The 17786-nt window shown below is 32.0% G+C and carries 13 protein-coding genes, 1 tRNA gene and 1 rRNA gene; 6 read left to right on the plus strand and 9 right to left on the minus strand.

The genetic code is table 11. From position 1 onward, the window contains the following. Positions 1-27: 27 nt before the first annotated feature. Positions 28-1239 (minus strand): type IX secretion system outer membrane channel protein PorV, encoded by a 1212-nt coding sequence (gene porV, locus VK164_RS07945; protein ID WP_324208826.1) that lies wholly within the window; start codon positions 1237-1239, stop codon positions 28-30. 39 nt (positions 1240-1278) lie between these two features. Next, a complete protein-coding gene (porU, locus tag VK164_RS07950; RefSeq protein ID WP_324208827.1) occupies positions 1279-5148 on the minus strand; it encodes a type IX secretion system sortase PorU in 3870 nt (1289 codons plus the stop codon). A 210-nt stretch (positions 5149-5358) separates the two neighbouring features. On the opposite strand from porU, the gene gldJ reads away from it, so the two are divergent. Both gldJ and VK164_RS07960 read left to right on the plus strand, forming a co-directional pair. Next, positions 5359-7077 carry a gliding motility lipoprotein GldJ gene (gene gldJ / locus VK164_RS07955; protein ID WP_324208828.1) on the plus strand — a complete coding sequence of 573 codons (1719 nt, stop codon included), beginning with the start codon at positions 5359-5361 and terminating at the stop codon, positions 7075-7077. An 84-nt stretch (positions 7078-7161) separates the two neighbouring features. After that, complete coding sequence (locus tag VK164_RS07960; protein WP_324208829.1) at positions 7162-8445, plus strand: UDP-N-acetylmuramoyl-tripeptide--D-alanyl-D-alanine ligase; 1284 nt, start codon at positions 7162-7164, stop codon at positions 8443-8445. Between the two features lie 41 nt (positions 8446-8486). Here the strand turns inward: VK164_RS07960 and VK164_RS07965 are convergent. Next, positions 8487-8561 (minus strand) — tRNA-Val (locus tag VK164_RS07965). An 84-nt stretch (positions 8562-8645) separates the two neighbouring features. Continuing rightward, positions 8646-9860, minus strand: a complete 1215-nt coding sequence (locus tag VK164_RS07970) for a folylpolyglutamate synthase/dihydrofolate synthase family protein (protein ID WP_324208830.1) — start codon at positions 9858-9860, stop codon at positions 8646-8648. 129 nt (positions 9861-9989) lie between these two features. Here VK164_RS07970 and VK164_RS07975 point away from each other — a divergent pair, with 129 nt between their 5' ends. Next, entirely contained in the window at positions 9990-10691 is a 702-nt protein-coding gene (locus VK164_RS07975) for a MotA/TolQ/ExbB proton channel family protein (RefSeq protein WP_324208848.1), read from the plus strand. Continuing rightward, entirely contained in the window at positions 10681-11076 is a 396-nt protein-coding gene (locus VK164_RS07980) for an ExbD/TolR family protein (protein ID WP_166237493.1), read from the plus strand. Before VK164_RS07975 ends, VK164_RS07980 begins: the two co-directional genes overlap by 11 nt. A 58-nt stretch (positions 11077-11134) precedes the next feature. On the opposite strand, the gene VK164_RS07985 is transcribed toward VK164_RS07980, so the two are convergent. The 4 genes from VK164_RS07985 to VK164_RS08000 form a co-directional block, all read right to left on the minus strand. Then, positions 11135-12121 (minus strand): energy transducer TonB, encoded by a 987-nt coding sequence (locus tag VK164_RS07985; RefSeq protein WP_324208831.1) that lies wholly within the window; start codon positions 12119-12121, stop codon positions 11135-11137. A 45-nt stretch (positions 12122-12166) separates the two neighbouring features. After that, entirely contained in the window at positions 12167-13309 is a 1143-nt protein-coding gene (gene nhaA / locus VK164_RS07990) for a Na+/H+ antiporter NhaA (protein ID WP_324208832.1), read from the minus strand. Continuing rightward, positions 13309-14535: a Glu/Leu/Phe/Val dehydrogenase dimerization domain-containing protein gene (locus VK164_RS07995; RefSeq protein WP_324208833.1), complete on the minus strand. Its 1227-nt coding sequence runs from the start codon at positions 14533-14535 to the stop codon at positions 13309-13311. The genes nhaA and VK164_RS07995 overlap by 1 nt, the downstream gene beginning before the upstream one ends. Before the next feature lie 87 nt (positions 14536-14622). Next, complete coding sequence (locus VK164_RS08000; protein WP_324208834.1) at positions 14623-15684, minus strand: anhydro-N-acetylmuramic acid kinase; 1062 nt, start codon at positions 15682-15684, stop codon at positions 14623-14625. A 96-nt stretch (positions 15685-15780) separates the two neighbouring features. Here VK164_RS08000 and VK164_RS08005 point away from each other — a divergent pair, with 96 nt between their 5' ends. Further along, positions 15781-16920, plus strand: a complete 1140-nt coding sequence (locus VK164_RS08005; protein ID WP_324208835.1) for an acyl-CoA dehydrogenase — start codon at positions 15781-15783, stop codon at positions 16918-16920. 73 nt (positions 16921-16993) lie between these two features. Continuing rightward, positions 16994-17638: an endonuclease III gene (locus VK164_RS08010; RefSeq protein WP_324208836.1), complete on the plus strand. Its 645-nt coding sequence runs from the start codon at positions 16994-16996 to the stop codon at positions 17636-17638. A gap of 48 nt (positions 17639-17686) precedes the next feature. On the opposite strand, the gene rrf is transcribed toward VK164_RS08010, so the two are convergent. Further along, a 5S ribosomal RNA gene (gene rrf / locus VK164_RS08015) occupies positions 17687-17786 on the minus strand; the annotation flags it as partial.

Below are 17786 nucleotides of genomic sequence, written 5' to 3' on the forward strand. Positions count from 1 at the left end.
GGATAGTTTGTTAATTTATTTTTTTATCTATAGTTCATCGTAATTGTCACCAAAATTAAATGTTAGTGAAAAACGCAATGTATTTTCTAATGGATTTCTAACTTTTGAAGCAGAAAACAAATAAGACACATCTACTTTTACTACATTATATTTAAAACCTGCACCTAATGTAAAGAACTTTCTTGCTCCTTTTAATTCATTTTCATTAAAGAACCCTAAACGCATTGCAAATGAATCTTGATACCAATATTCAGCTCCTAGAGCCCAAGTAAACTCTTTCAATTCTTCAGAAAATCCATCTGGCGCATCATTGAAAGATTTAAAAACTCCTTCTGTCCAACCAATCTTTCTGTAATCACTCAAAGCTTGCGCATAAGCATCATCTGCAATGTCTTGTTCTGCAGGCTCAATTGCTCCACTCCCATCAGCATCAATTGCAGCTACTAACGCTGGCGGTGTTGGTACTAATAATTTTGTAATCTCTGCTGTGACACCTACTTTATTGTATTCATCAAATATAAAATCAAATCCTCCACCTAAACGCATATTGGCTGGTAAAAAATTATTATTTAAATCATCATTATCGTAGCTGATTTTTGGACCTAAATTTTGAAAATTAAATCCTGCTCTCCATCTACCGTTAAAATCATCATAAGCTACTTCTTCTGATTGATAATATCCTGCAACATCTACCGCAAAAGTTGAAGCCGCACTCGCATCATTTGAACCATCGTTTATCTTTAAACTCGAACGAATATATCTTCCTGCAACGGCCATTGAAAAGCGCTCACTTAATTTCAACGAATAAGAACCATCCAATGCTAATTCATTTGGATTAACAACTCTTGGCACTTCATTTGGATCTCCAGTTTCTCTTAATTCAATATCTCCTAAACCAAAAAAACGTAACGATCCTGCAAAAGCACTTCTTTCGTTAATTCTATTGTAATATGTTAATTGTCCTAACGAAATATCATTTGCAATACTGGTTAAGTAAGGCGTGTAACTTACTGAAAAACCTTGTTTTTGCAATGAAAAAGCATATTTTGCAGGATTATATTGTTGTGAAAAAGCATCTGCAGATGTTCCAACACCCATATCTGCCATACCTGCAGAACGTGCATCAGCAGCGATAAGTAAAAAAGGCACTCCTGTTGTTATAACTCGGCTATTATCTTCTTGAGCTTTTGCAAATTGACCAACTACTACAAGGGTTAATAATAAAGCAATTTTTTTCATTTTATACATAGAAATTAATTTGACAAATATAGTATTTTATTACAGGATTACAAGTTTCTCGTATTTTTCTGCTGATTTACCTGTGGAAACAGACTTCACCGTTAATTTATATACATAAACTCCTTTTCCTATTTTATCTCCAAAATCATCTTTTCCATCCCAAGTAATTTCTCTAGACAAGAAACCTTCTGTCATTACTTGTTGATTGATGGTTTTAACTATTTTTCCTGAAATAGTTAAAATTTGAACTTGAACATCCAATTGTTCAAACGGCATATTGTGATTAAACCAAAATTCAGTATAACTAACAAACGGGTTTGGATAATTCAATACTTTTTCAATTCTTAATCCTTCGTCTGAACAAATAGCATTAAATTGAATTTCAGCAGTAATCAAATTATTATAAACATCCCATGCCTTGAACAATATAGTATGTAATCCTGGAGTTAAATCTCTAAAGGGGAAGCGAACACTCCCGTTTGTATAATCATCGTTTTCAGTTTCATAATACTCATTCAACACATACGGATTTGTTTCATCACCATCTAAAATAGCTACAATATCATGTCCAATTCCACTAGCAGTATTAATACCATTTTCATCAGACAAAAACGCTAATAATATAGGAGCACAATTAGTAATACCCCCCGACACAAAACCCTCATCATTCATATGCAAACGAACCGTTGGCGGCGTGGTATCAATAGGAGCATTTACGTTAACACCACCTATTTGGATTGTTTTATCATAACCCGTTTGATCCTCTAAATTTGGAACTGCCCTCTTTGCATAAAAACTAATCTTCCCATTTCCAACAGGAATTCTAATATCTTGAGGTACAATAAAACTAAATTCAAATTGCCCATTTACGACAGACGCATTTCCTCTAAAAATGGTTTCACCTAATGTTACAAAATCCATTATAATTAAACCATTCGAATCAGTTGTTCCATTATTACCTAATGTACTTCTATTAATGTCTTTATCAAAAATTTGAACCGCTAAATCCCCATTATAATTTGAAATTAAAACATCATTCTCATCCCTAACCTCTCCTGTTATTTTAACCAAACTTAATGCTTGCATAACTGGCAAAGGCTGATTAACTGGAATATCATTAATTTTTGTTAAAACAACTTTTGGTTTTGGTATCGCTAATTTTAAAGCTGGATCACCAATATAAAAAACAACTCTTCGATTGTCTGAACCTGTAGATAGCTTAGTTTGTCTTAATGCTTCCGAAATAGTCGGATAATTATTTGAACCAAAAGCATACAAATCTTCACTCAATAAATTATTCATTTGAAATCCTGTACCAACACCGATTTGTCTGGTAGTAGCAATTAATCCTATTGCGCCTCCTGCTTTATTCCAATACATATACTCTCCTCCTGTAAAACGATTTGGATCATCAAAACGGGTAAATTCACAAGTTATTGTAACAAATAACGGATACCTGTATCGATTGGTTAAATTTTGTGCATCTAATTTTTCAAACAAGCGTTCTCTAGCCAAAAACTCTTCATTTCCATGTCCGAAATAATTAAACACCAAAGCCCCCAATTGTAAAGCATCTAAAAAATCTGTTTTTGCTTCTGGATAACGTTCACCACCCGCAGCTACCTGCTGTACATAAGCATCTGTGTGTATTTTTTTTACATTAACAAATGGTTTTTGAGTAATTAACACATCTGCCAAATCATTCAATCCAAACTGTAAAGTTGCATCAGTAGAATTATCTGCATCATCAGAATAAATAACATAATTATTGCGCCATCTACCATATGATTGCTCGTCATGATATTCAATTACCTTGTTAACCATTTCTTCAGCTTGAGCTGTAGTAGTCACCAACATTCTTCCTACAGCTATATCAATTCCATCAAAACCTCCTGTCATAGTTCCTTCAGTATCATCCATTAATCCGTAAAAATCATCAGACATAAAGGAAGTGTACAATGAAAAATTTGAACTATTATTCGTTTCTGAAGCACCAGGGTTAAAACCGTGAAATACAGGAACAATGTTTGTATTACTAAACAATCTATCTTTGTAATCATAAGAAGCATCTCCAAAAAGGTTTACATATTTCACTCTTTTGGCAGGTGTAGATGCGTTCCAATACACATATTTAATAAAATTACGAATCGCAGCAACATCTTGCTTTCCTGAAGCAAACTCTTGATATATTTTTTCCAGAGTTACTACACGAACACTCAAACCAGAATTATTTCTATGGAAATTTGCTAAAGTTTCTGCTTGACTTGATAAAAATTGTGGTGTAATAATTAAATAATCTATGTCTTGAAAAGCCCCAGAATTATCATTAAAAATAGTTCCTTTTAAATTTTGATTTACAACAACAGTATTTGCTTCCTTTAATGGAGTGAACACATCTGACAAATCAACCGCTACATATTTTCTGGCTGTTCCTAGATTTACTTTAAATGAAAAACTTGCACCCGTAAGGTTATCATATTTAGTTACGTTGTACAAATCTGTCACATCCCAAACTTGAGAAATTGCAGTTGCACCTGTCAAATTATACTGACCCACTCCAATATTTGTTTGCTCTAAATCATTTGAAAACACAAATTGCTTTCCATATCCAACTAAATTACGTTTGGCTTTTAAACGAATAAAATCTAAATAACCATTTGAATTGGGCACCCCTCCATCATCATAAGTCATTAAAATAGAAATGGAAGGTGAAGTTGTAGAAAAAGTTGTATTTATTGCAGATTCATAACCCTCAATACCACTAAAAGCAACTAATTGAGGAAAATTTAACGTTCCAATATCTTGATTATTAGCTTTGAAATTAAAAGACGAACTCCCAAACGACTTTGAAGCTGTATTTATTTTTACTTCTATTGGAACAGAAGTATCAATATTTAGGATAGTAAAATCAAATGTTTGTGTATTATCAATATTAAATTGCTCTCCAAGCCATCTTCTACCTACTTTACCACCATTTACTAAATCTTTTTCATAATAAATTACATCATCAAATTGAGTGAAATTTAAAGTTGGTGATGCAGAAGGTTCTGTAGCCACTTGTATTCTTTTCCCAGTGCCACTAGAAGATGTAATATAGTAATAGGATTTATCTGTAAATAAATTTACACTCGTTAAACTTTCTGTATTCCAGGTATCAACTCCTTCGGCATAAAACAAGATATAATCACTATTATCAAAAACACCATCACTTTCACCTATAAACTGAATTGCATTTTCTTCTAAATCATTTGGATAAGAAGTAGCATTTAATAAAGGTAACATTCTTCCTCCATTTCCATAGATTTTAATATTTCTTGGATCAACATTTACATTAAATCCAAGACTTTGTAAAAATGATTTAGAAACTTTATAAATACCAGATTTTTCAACATAAAAACGATACCAATTACCAGAAGCTAAAACAGAATTTGAAATAGATTGAACTACATTTGAATTTGAAATTTTATTAGAAGGAGATGCATTTGTAACAGAATAAGTAAAAGAGACAACTTTTTTATATCCCGAATCATCTCTTATTATTGGAGAAAATGAGATCAATCCTTTATATGAATCTCTAGCAGAAACAACTTCAAATTTTGAATTTATAGTCGAAGACAAAAAATTAAGATTCAAATCATATAATTCTGAACTTGAAATAGATTGATAATTTACAGCAGTAATTTGTAAAGTAGCATTAACAGCATTTACATCAACAACTTTTTTAAAACTAATTTTTTTAGCAGAAACATCAATATCATAATATTCCGATTGAAATTGGGGAATTTTAAAAGAGAATTCTCCTAAATTATAATTAACCTCTTGCTTCCAATTAAGAGTAATCGTTTCGCTTTGTTGTGCGAAAAGAGTTGAAGCAAATAAAAGTAATAAGTATTGTATCTTTTTCATCATTTCTACAACGTGATTTGGCAAAATATATTACAAAGAGAAAAAAATATTTTCATTTTAAGCTAAATTATTGCAATAAAATATGATTTAATCCGTTGTAAAGGAAAGCATTTTAACACAAGATTAAATTTTTTTTACAAATTTTTAAAAACGTGTTGCATATTAATACATAATTATTATCTTGCGACACTAAATTTATTACCTACTGAAAGTATGAAAATTAAGAAAATTATGGCTTTAAAATTGTTAGTTGTAATGGCGCTAACAATTGGTTTTACTGGTTGTAGTAAAAAAGGAAGCACTAAAGGTGGTTCATCAGCTACAGGTTGGAAAATTAATGACAAGAAAGGTGGTTTCCAGTTTAACGACAAGTTCAAGAAACAAGAAACTCCTCCAGGAATGATTTCTGTAGAGGGTGGAACATTCACTATGGGTAAAGTTCAGGATGATGTGATGCACGATTGGAATAACACACCAAGTCAACAACACGTTCAATCTTTCTTTATGGATGAAACAGAAGTTACTAACAAAATGTATGCTGAATACTTATTTTGGGTAAAAACTGTTTTCCCTCCAACTGAAGAAAACTATAAAAATATTTACAACGGAGCAATTCCAGATACATTAGTATGGAGAAACCGTTTAGGATATAATGAAACCATGACAAACAATTACTTAAGACACCCAGCATATGCTGATTATCCTGTAGTTGGTGTTAACTGGATTCAAGCAGTTGAATTTAGCAAATGGAGAACTGATCGTGTAAATGAAAATATTTTAGAACGTGAAGGTTATCTTAAAAAAGACAACAAAGTTAAGTTAGGAACAGATGTAAAAGCTGAATCATCATTCAGTACTGAAGCTTATATTAACTCTCCTTCAAAATCTTTCGGAGGAAACGAAGAAATAGTTCTTAAGAAAGAAATGGGCGGTGGAAGAAGACAAGCTGCCGATACTGCTAAAAATGTATATGCACAAAGAAGTTCAGGTTTAATTTTACCAGAATATAGACTCCCAACTGAAGCTGAGTGGGAATATGCAGCTGTTGCATTAGTAGGTAATAGAGAATACAACATTTACAAAGGACAAAAGAAATATCCTTGGAATGGTCAATATACTCGTTCATCAAAAAGACAATACAGAGGAGACCAATTAGCTAACTTTAAGCAAGGAAAAGGAGACTACGGAGGAATTGCTGGATGGTCTGATGATGGTGCAGATATTACTAACAAAGTAAAAAGCTATGCTCCAAATGATTTTGGACTATATGATATGGCTGGTAACGTAGCAGAATGGGTACAAGACGTTTACAGACCTTTAGTTGATGACGAAGCAAACGATTTTAACTACTTTAGAGGTAACGTGTACACTAAAAATAAAATCGGTGAAGATGGAACTGCTGAGTTAGTTACTTCTGACAACATCACTTATGACACTTTAAGCAATGGTAGAATTATGGCTAGAAATTTCCCTGGTCAAATTGCTCAAGTACCTGTTGATGAAAACGAAACTTATTTAAGAACTCAATTCTCAACTTCTGACAACAGAAACTACAGAGATGGTGATAGACAATCTACACGTTATTTCAAATTTGGTGGTTCTGAAGAGGAAAACGCTGAAGGTGGAGAAGAAAAATTCAGAATGTATGAATCTCCTAAGCACAAAATTTCAACAGTAGTTGACTCAACAAACACTGAAAAGAAAATGCTAAAACAATATGATAAATCTGACAAAAGAACATCTTTAGTTGATGACAACGTAAGAGTATACAAAGGTGGTTCATGGAGAGATAGAGCATATTGGTTAGATCCTGCTTCAAGAAGATACTTCCCACAAGACATGGCAACTGATTACATTGGATTCAGATGCGCAATGTCTAAAGTAGGACCAAAATCAAACAAGAAAACTCCGAGAGGTAACGTGAAAAATTAATTTCACTAAAAAATACTTACTAAAGCCCTTTTTTACAAAAGGGCTTTTTTTTATCTTCGTTTCTAAATAATAACAAAATTGCAAATGACTATAAATACAATTCATTCTTTATTCTTAGAATGCTCAACAGTTTCGACTGACACTAGAAAAATTGAAAAAAACTGCTTATTTGTAGCTCTAAAAGGAGAGAATTTTGACGCCAATGCATTTGCAAAAGAAGCTTTAGAAAAAGGAGCAAAATATGTAATTATTGACAATCCTTCTTATTACATCGATCAAAAAACAATACTTGTAAACAACTCACTTGAAACTCTACAAGAATTAGCAAAATTTCATAGAAAATATATTGGATTGCCAATTATTGCTCTAACCGGAAGCAATGGAAAAACAACAACCAAAGAACTTATACATGCCGTACTAGCAAAAAAATATAATACTATAGCTACAATTGGCAACTTAAACAACCACATTGGAGTTCCTTTAACACTTTTACGTTTTACAAAAGACACTGAAATTGGAATAGTTGAAATGGGAGCCAATCATCAAAAGGAAATAGAATTTCTTTGTGATATTGCACAACCAGACTATGGCTATATAACTAATTTTGGAAAAGCACATCTAGAAGGCTTTGGAGGAGTTGAAGGTGTTATCAAAGGAAAAAGCGAAATGTACTCTTATTTAGAAAGAAACAACAAATTAGCATTCGTTAATTTAGACGACTCTATTCAAAATGAGAAGACCAAAGCATTGAAAAGATATAGTTTTTCCATATATGAAAACAATCCTAATTTAAGAATTAGTTCTATTGAAGCCAATCCAATGGTTCAAATAAAATATGAAAACTACGTTATAAATTCGCACCTAATAGGTATTTATAATGCTAATAATATTAATGCTGCAATAACAATAGGGAACTATTTTGAAGTCCCAGATGAATTAATCAAAGAAGCAATTGAAAATTATATACCAGAAAACAATCGTTCTCAAATGATTCATAAAAATGACAATGAAATCATTTTAGACGCATACAATGCAAACCCAAGCAGTATGAGTGCAGCAATTGCTAATTTTATTCAACTTGAAAAACCCAATAAAATTGCAATTCTGGGAGACATGTTTGAATTAGGAGAAGAAAGCTTAGCAGAGCATAAAAAAATTATTCAACTTTTAGAAAATGAAACAGAAATAACTTCCTATTTTATTGGGAAAGATTTTTTTGCAAATAAAATAAAAAATACACATGCCTTATTTTTTGAAGATTATAGTTCATTCTCAAAATATTTAATAGAGAAAAGACCCACAAACAATTTAATCTTAATAAAAGGCTCAAGAGGAATGGCTCTTGAAAAAACATTAGAAATTATATAAAACAAAAAAAGCACCTCAATTGAAGTGCTTTTTTTATTTTGTGGGCGATGAGGGGTTCGAACCCCCGACCCCCTCGGTGTAAACGAGGTGCTCTGAACCAGCTGAGCTAATCGCCCCAATAAATCAACAATACTTATTTCGTTATTGCGAGTGCAAATATACACTGAATATTTGTTTTTGCAAGTCTTTTTTAAAAAAAATTACACAATTTCTGCAACTACAAAAGTACTTCCTCCAATATAAATAAAATCACGTGGCATTGCATTATTTAAGGCTTTAGCATAAGCATCTGTAACAGAATCATATATACAACCAACCAGTCCAAACTCTTTAGCTTTTTCTTGTAATATTTTCGAATCAAATCCCCTAGGAACATTTGGTTTTGAAAAATAATAAATTGCCTTTTTAGGAAAAAGAGGCAAAATAGAATCTAAATCTTTATCATTTACAACTCCTAAAACAATATGTAACGACTCATAATTATTCTTTTCTACTTGATTTAAAACAATTTTTAAGCCATGAGAATTATGCGCTGTATCACAAACCACAAAAGGATTAGCATTCAAAACTTGCCATCTACCAAGTAATCCAGTATTTAAAACCACATTCTTAAATCCTTCTATAATATTCTTTTCTGATATTATAAAACTGGTTTTAAGCAATTCAATAGCCTGTAAAACTGTTTTTTTATTTTGAACTTGATAATCTCCTAATAAAGCACAATCAAACATTACCTCGGGATTATCTTGGGCAAAATAAATTGGTGCATTTTCAATTCTTGCTTTTCCTTGAAATACTTTTTTTGTTTCTTCAACATATTCACCTATAACTACTGGAATATTTTTCTTAATAATCCCTGCCTTTTCGAAAGCAATTTCCGACAATGTATCTCCTAAAAATTGGGTATGATCAAAACCTATATTTGTAATTACAGAAATTAATGGAGTAATAATATTTGTAGAATCAAGCCTTCCTCCCATTCCAACTTCAATAACCGCAACATCAACTTGTTTTTTTGCAAAATAATCGAATGCTAAACCAACAGTCATTTCAAAAAAACTTAATTGATTTAATTCAAAAAAATGCTTGTTTTGCATAACAAAATCAATCACAAAATCCTCGGAAATCATTTCTCCATTAATTTTAACACGCTCTCGAAAATCTTTCAAGTGAGGCGATGTGTATAAACCAACTTTGTAACCAGCTTCCTGTAAAATTGAAGCAATCATAGAAGAAGTAGAACCTTTACCGTTAGTTCCTGCCACATGTATCGATTTAAATTTAGTTTCAGGATGTTGCAAATGTTCTGATAACAACAATGTATTAGTTAAATCTTTTTTATAGGCAGATGCGCCTTGCATTTGAAACATTGGCAACTGTTTAAATAACCACTCTGTCGTTTCTTTATAGTTCATTCCTAAATTTTTTATAAAATTAAACATCTTATAAAATATTTCTACTTTTTTTTAGTTTAATATACTAGAGAAAAGTATCTTTATTGCAAATTCTATTTAAACAATTAACTTTAAGAGTAAATTTATATGATGATTTATTTTTTACAGACCCAGCTAGACACTATAGCACAAAGTACCACAGAAGTTTTAGACAAAAAACCAATTGACACAGAAGTATCTGTTTTAGAATTTATTTTTAAAGGTGGTGTTTTTTTAATACCAATTGCTATTCTATTTTTTTATACTATTTACTTAATTATTGAACGATATATTTACATAAGTAAATCTACCAAAAACGATGTTTTTCTATTAAAGGAAGTAAGAACTCATTTAAACAATGGCAATATTGATTTAGCAGTAGGAGCATCAGAAAGAGTTAATAACGCTACTGCAAGAGTTGTTAAGGAAGGAATTTTAACTATTGGCCGTCCAATTGCAGAAATTGAATCTAATATGGAACGTGCTGCGCAGATAGAGTTAGGTGAAATGGAGCAAAAAATGGGTCATCTAGGTTTAATTGCAGGTATGGCACCAACACTTGGTTTTGTAGGAACTATTGGTGGTGTAATTAAAATTTTCTATAGCATTTCAATTACAGAAGACATTAGTATTGGAAATATTTCAGGCGGTTTATACGAAAAAATGATTTCGTCTGGAGCAGGGCTTATTGTAGGGCTCTTTGCTTATGCTGGTTATCATTTATTAAATGGCAAGATTGACCATTTTATGTTAAATGTTCAAAAACAAGTTTTAGAATTCGTAAACATAATCCAAAGACCACATGGCAATTAAAAGAAACAGACGATTTCATGCAGAAGTTCATGCGTCATCAATGAGTGACATCATGTTCTTTTTGCTATTGTTTTTTCTAATTATTTCTACATTGGCAAATCCAAATGTAATCCGAATGACTTTGCCAAAATCTAAAACAAATGAAAAAACAAACAAACAGTTAATTACAATATCTGTTACAGAAGAAAAAAGATTTTATATAGATAAACAAGAAACTTCATTTGAAAACCTAGAAAAGGAATTACTATCACAATTGGATCCCGCAAAAGAGCAAACAGTAGTAGTTAGAATTCCTTTCAACATGCAAGTGCAAGATTTAGTAGATGTTTTACAAATAGGTGTGAAAAATAATCTAAAATTTGTAATCGCCACAAATCCTAATTAAAAAAAGAAAGACCAACATCAATTTATTTGTTGGTCTTTCTTTCTATTAACAATATTTATTACTCAGAAATTGTAAAGTTGTAAATTATATTCCCTCTTTGGGTATCTGGAGCGCTCTCACTAGCTTGCCATTTTGTGTTTAAAGCTGCAATTTTTGCCTGATCTAATAAACACTTCGCTGTATTTGTAGTTCCTTTAACTCCTGCCACAGCACTAATTGTTTTTCCTGTTTTATCAACTTGAACTTCAACAACAACTTTACCAGATTCGTTACAAACATATTTTGGTGCTGGTTTAACCAATGCCTTTCTGTTTCCTAATGAATAACCAACTCCACCACCGCTTCCATTACCAGAACCAGGCCCTGTACCATCTCCGTCTCCAGTACCTGTACCTTTTCCATTACCACCTCCAGAGCCACCATCACCGTAATAGTCAGTAGAACTCAAACTTCCATTTTTCTTTCCCTTATTACCAGCAACATTATCATCACCGTCACCACCTTTTTTCTTTCCATTTAAGATATTTGTCAAAGCCGCATTCTTCTTAACTGGAGTCACCTTGGTCTCGGTTGGTTTTACTTCTTTTTTTACAACTTCTTTTGATTTTTCTTTTGATGGTGTTTTAATCACAGAAGGCACATCTTCTGCAGCATTATCCTGGGTGATTACATCTTCCGCTGGAGCTTCATCTGCATTAGAAACCGATTTTTCATTATTCACATCTAAAACCTCACTCTCGTAATTATTTCCAGAACCTAAATCACTATCTCCAAAATTAACTTCTATGCCTCCACCACCACCTCCTTGTGCAATGATGATTTCTTTAATATTTGAAGGAGGCCAAAAACGTATAGAAAATAATATTAGAACAATGGACACAAAAGAGTATGTACTCAAAATAAAAGACCTTCTTTTATCAGGTATCATTTTTTTTTGAAGTTGTTGGTATAAAACAAAAAACAATACTGAAAATAATACTGTCAGTAATAACGACAAAGGAACATATTCTATTAAGAATTCTAGTATTTTACCTTTTCTTCTCATGGATAACAATATTATTAGTGTTATAACGCATAAAGCTATTAAAAATTATACAATTTTTGAGCCATTTTTCACTTTAAAACACAAAAAACCTATAATTCCTGATAATAAAGATGCTACAAGAATCATAAACTTAGCATTATTTACAACTACAATGTTATCAAAAGCTAACAATGTAATAAAGATTGACATTGTGAATCCGATTCCAGCTAAAAAACCAACGCCAATTATTTTTTTCCAATTTAAATCTTCTGGTAATTGAGTAAGCCTCAATTTTACCATTAGAAAAGTAAATAAAACAATACCTAATGGCTTTCCAACAACTAATCCGAAAATAATTCCTAATGAATATTCTTCAGAAAAATTATGCAACCAATCAGAACCAATTACAATTGCTGTATTACACAAAGCAAACAAAGGCAATATAAAAAAGGCAACCGGTTTATGTAAAAATTGCTCTAATTTGTAGGAAATTGTATTCTCTGATCCATCTTGAAATGGAATTGCAAATGCCAATAAAACTCCAGTTATAGTTGCATGAACTCCAGAATTTAACATAAAATACCACATGAAAACGCCAGCTACTAAATAAATCAATAGATTATTTACCTTCATTCTATTTAAGATTAAAAGTCCAGCAAAAATAGATAATGAAATTATCAGATTAACAAAATAAAGCGTTTTAGTATAGAACAATGCAATAACAATGATAGCTCCTAAATCATCTATTACAGCTAAGGCAGTTAAGAATACTTTTAATGAATTAGGCACGTTTTTTCCTACTAATGACAAAATACCTAATGCAAAAGCAATATCGGTAGCCATCGGAATTCCAATTCCCGATTGAGTTTCTGTTCCAAAATTGAATAGTAAAAAAATTAATGCTGGAAAAATCATTCCACCTAAAGCCCCTGAAATAGGCAATATAGCTTCCTTTAATTTTGATAGTTCACCTATATAAACCTCTCTTTCTAATTCTAAACCAATCATCAAAAAGAAAATCGCCATTAGCCCATCATTAATCCAATGTTCAAAACTATGATTTGCTATCGGATGGTGCCAAATTGCAAAATAACTTTCTGAAAATGATGAATTTGAAATCAATAACGAAAAAGCGGTGCAAATTAATAAAATTAGTCCGCCCGCTTTTTCGCTTTCAAAAAAAGAAGTAAAAAGTTTTGTTAGTTTCATTACACTAATTGCTTCAGTGCAATTTCAAAAGCCGTTGCACTAATATTCTTTTTATTTGAGTTCAAATTATATGCTTTTTGAATTGCATTTTTGATTGTATTTGACGTGTCTGAAAAAATAGCCTCATCAGTCATTTGCACTTTTTTCTCCATGAAATAAGCAAAAACTCTTGCCATTCCACAATTTGCAATAAAGTCAGGAATCAAACTTACTTTTTTATCAGTTTCTTCCATAATTGGTCCAAAGAAAATTTCTTTATCAGCAAAAGGAACATTGGCGCCACTAGAAATCACTTCCAATCCTGAAGAAATCATATTGTCTACTTGTTCTTTTGTGACCAATCTTGAAGCAGCACATGGAGCAAATACTTGAGCACCCATTGACCAAATCTTCTCGTTAATTTCTGCAAAAGGGATCATACTATCAGCTACCAATTTATTACCATCTTTATTTAGAAACAATGCTTTAATCTCTTCAAAAGAGTAACCATTGTCATTGATAATACCACCGTCTCTATCGATGATTCCAACAACTTTGGCTCCCATTTGCGCCAAGTAAAAAGCAGCTGCAGAACCAACATTTCCGAAACCTTGAACAATTGCTTTTTTACCAACAATAGTTCCGCCGTAAATATCATAATAATGACGTGCAGCTTCTGCAACACCATAACCCGTAATCATATCGGCTACTGTATATTTTCTGTTTACATCTGGAGAAAAATTAGGATTTTCAATCACTTTAATTACACCTTGACGTAATTGTCCTATTCTGTTAATTTTATCAGCTTCTGTTGGTCTAAAATGCCCATTAAAAACCCCTTCTTGTGGATGCCAAACACCGCAATCTTCCGTCATTGGAATAACTTCATGAATTTCATCTACATTCAAATCGCCACCTGTTCCATAATAGTTTTTTAACAATGGCGAAACGGCTTTATACCATCTTTCTAACACCCCTTTTTTTCTTGGATCGTTTGGATCAAAATTGATTCCTGATTTAGCTCCTCCAATTGCTGGTCCCGAAACAGAAAACTTAACTTCCATAGTCTTAGCTAACGAAAGAACTTCATTCATATCCAAACCTTTTCGCATTCTAGTTCCTCCACCTGCTGCACCACCTCTCAACGAGTTAATTACTGTCCAACCCTCTGCATCAGTTTCTGGATCTTTCCAATTAAATATTATTTCTGGTTCTTTGTTTTCAAATTTTTGTAATAAATCTTTCATTGTGTTAGTTAATTTTTATGGTTTTGCAAATATACATATTCTGTATAAGCTCTTATATTTAATCTATAATTTTTGATTCTAAATAATTCATCTAAAAATTATTCCTGAAGAATGGTCCTTTTTTGCTCCTGTTACAGAAGACAAAACGTTAATTTCATCTCGCAATCTTAAAACTCCTAAAAATCCAAAAATCAAAGCTTCTTTAAATTGAATGGTTTTATCATCTGGAATTACCAGTTCTGTCGTAGGCAAATAATTACGCAATATTTCAATTAAAAATCGATTATAAGCTCCACCACCTGTGATAAATAATTTAGCATTTGGCTTATTACAAATTTTCGCAATTTGAACCGCAATATGTTCTACAAAAGTGCGAAGTTTATCTTTTACATCAATTGGATATGAATTTATCAAAGGAAAAATCTTTGCATTCACAAATTCCATCCCTAATGATTTTGGATAAGGCAAAGTATAGAATTCTAAATCATTCAGTTTTTTCAATAAATCTTGATTTAAGCTTCCTGATTTTGCTAACTTCCCAGCATCGTCATACTGAAAACCCAATTCATTTGCATAATAATTCAAAACCGTATTCGCTGGCGAAATATCAAATGCTATTCGCTTTCCATTTTCACTAAATGAAACATTCGAAAATCCGCCTAAATTCAAACAATAATTATATTCCGAAAAAAGTAATTCATCTCCTATAGGTACCAATGGAGCGCCTTGACCACCTAATTTTACATCTTGCACTCTAAAATCGCAAACAATTGTTTGATTAACTAAATTTTGAATAATTGGAAGATTTCCGATTTGAAGTGTAAATCCGTTTTGAGGTTGGTGTAAAATCGTGTGACCATGACTACAAACGGCATCGATTTTGGTCAGCTGATGTTTGGAAATAAATTCAGAAATTATTGAAGCTAAAAGTTTGGTATAGGATACATTTAATTCTTCTAATTCTGATGTGTCAAAATGAATTGCATTTTTCAATTTGGTAAGCCATACATCTGAATACGAAACAGTCTCCGATTGATAAATTTCAAAGGTCCAACGCTCTGAATAATTGAATTTTATATAAGCCAAATCGACACCATCTAATGATGTACCCGACATAACACCTATAACGTTGTAGTTTTCTTTAAACATGGGTTAAAATTACAAATTGTTATTGAAATTTCCCTAATAAATAGTTACATTTGAAGTCTCAAATTAAAAAATTATCAAACATTACATCTAAAAAATATGGATTTTAAATTAACCGAAGAGCATTTAATGATTCAGCAAGCTGCTAGAGATTTTGCTCAAACAGAATTATTACCTGGAGTTATTGAAAGAGATGAACATTCAAAATTTCCAACAGAACAAGTGAAAATGATGGGAGAACTTGGATTCTTGGGAATGATGGTTGATCCAAAATATGGAGGAGCTGGATTAGATAGCGTTTCTTATGTTTTAGCAATGGAAGAAATTGCAAAAGTAGATGCTTCTGCAGCGGTTATTATGTCTGTAAACAACTCATTGGTTTGTGCTGGTTTAGAAAAATATGGTTCAGAAGAACAAAAAATAAAATATCTAACTCCTTTAGCAAAAGGTGATGTAATTGGAGCTTTCTGTTTATCAGAGCCAGAAGCAGGTTCAGATGCAACATCACAAAGAACAACTGCTATCGATATGGGAGATTATTATTTAGTAAACGGAACAAAAAACTGGATTACAAATGGTGGAACAGCTTCAACTTATTTAGTAATTGCTCAAACTGATGCTTCAAAAGGACACAAAGGAATTAACGTTCTTATTGTGGAAAAAGGAATGCCAGGTTTTGAAGTAGGCCCAAAAGAGAAAAAAATGGGAATTCGCGGTTCTGACACACATACTTTATTATTTAATGATGTAAAAGTTCCAAAAGAAAACAGAATTGGTGCAGACGGATTTGGTTTTGCATTTGCAATGTCGACTTTAAACGGAGGACGTATTGGGATTGCATCTCAAGCTTTAGGAATTGCACAAGGAGCTTATGAATTGGCATTAAAATATTCACAAGAGCGTGTAGCTTTTGGAAAACCAATTTTCAATCACCAAGCGATTGCATTCAAATTAGCTGATATGCATGTTAAAATCACATGTGCTAGATTATTAATTCACAAAGCAGCATCTGAAAAAGATAATGGTGAAGATATTGCTCATTCTGGTGCTATGGCAAAATTATATGCTTCTGAAATTGCTTTAGAAGTAGCAAATGATGCTGTTCAAATTCATGGTGGAAATGGTTACGTTAGCGAGTACCACGTAGAAAGAATGATGCGTGATTCTAAAATCACTCAGATTTACGAAGGAACTTCAGAAATTCAAAGAATTGTAATTTCGAGAGGTTTAGTAAAATAATTAAAAGGAGTAATTCACAAAAGGAGTCCAACAATCAAGTTGAACTCCTTTTTTTATTATCTTTAAAATAAAAATGTTATTTGAGAATTGGAAAGAAAATCTGGAACCATTAATTGATAAATATAAAGGAAGGAAACATCCCCTGAATTATAATAACACTTATCAATTGCTAATAATGGTGATTTTGTCTGCTCAAGATTCAGATGTCAATATTAATAATATCACTATTTCTTTTTTTGAAAGTTATCCAAATATGGAAAGTATATCGAATTCAAGCATTGAAGAGATAACCCCTTACTTTACAAAAGTTAAAAATTATCCAACAAAAACAACTTGGATATTTGAATTAGCTAAACTTCTAAAAACGGATAATAATATACCGATAAATTTAACCGATTTAATTGCTTTAAAAGGTATTGGAAGGAAGTCTGCGAATGTAATATTAAGAGAAACCCATAAAAAAGCAGAAGGAATCATTGTTGATTTACATGTCATTAGAGTTGTGCCAAGGATTGGTCTTACAGCAGAATATGAAGATGGTAATAAAATTGAAAAGCTATTAATGCAACAGCTACCTTATGAAATTTGGAACGAAATAGGAATGGCTTTCTCGTTTTTAGGTAGAGAAATCTGCCGCCCAACCCATCCTAAATGCGAGAAATGCCCAATAAATAAGCATTGCAACTATTACAAAAACACTAAATATTTTCTTCACTAAATATAACAAACAAAAAAGCCTGTCTATAACTAGACAGGCTTTTCAAAAGAAAGGCGGCGACATACTCTCCCACATAACTGCAGTACCATCTGCGCAGTCGGGCTTAACTTCTCTGTTCGGAATGGGAAGAGGTGAGCCCCGACGCAAT

The organism is Flavobacterium sp., from assembly GCF_035299005.1.
Lineage (GTDB): Bacteria > Bacteroidota > Bacteroidia > Flavobacteriales > Flavobacteriaceae > Flavobacterium.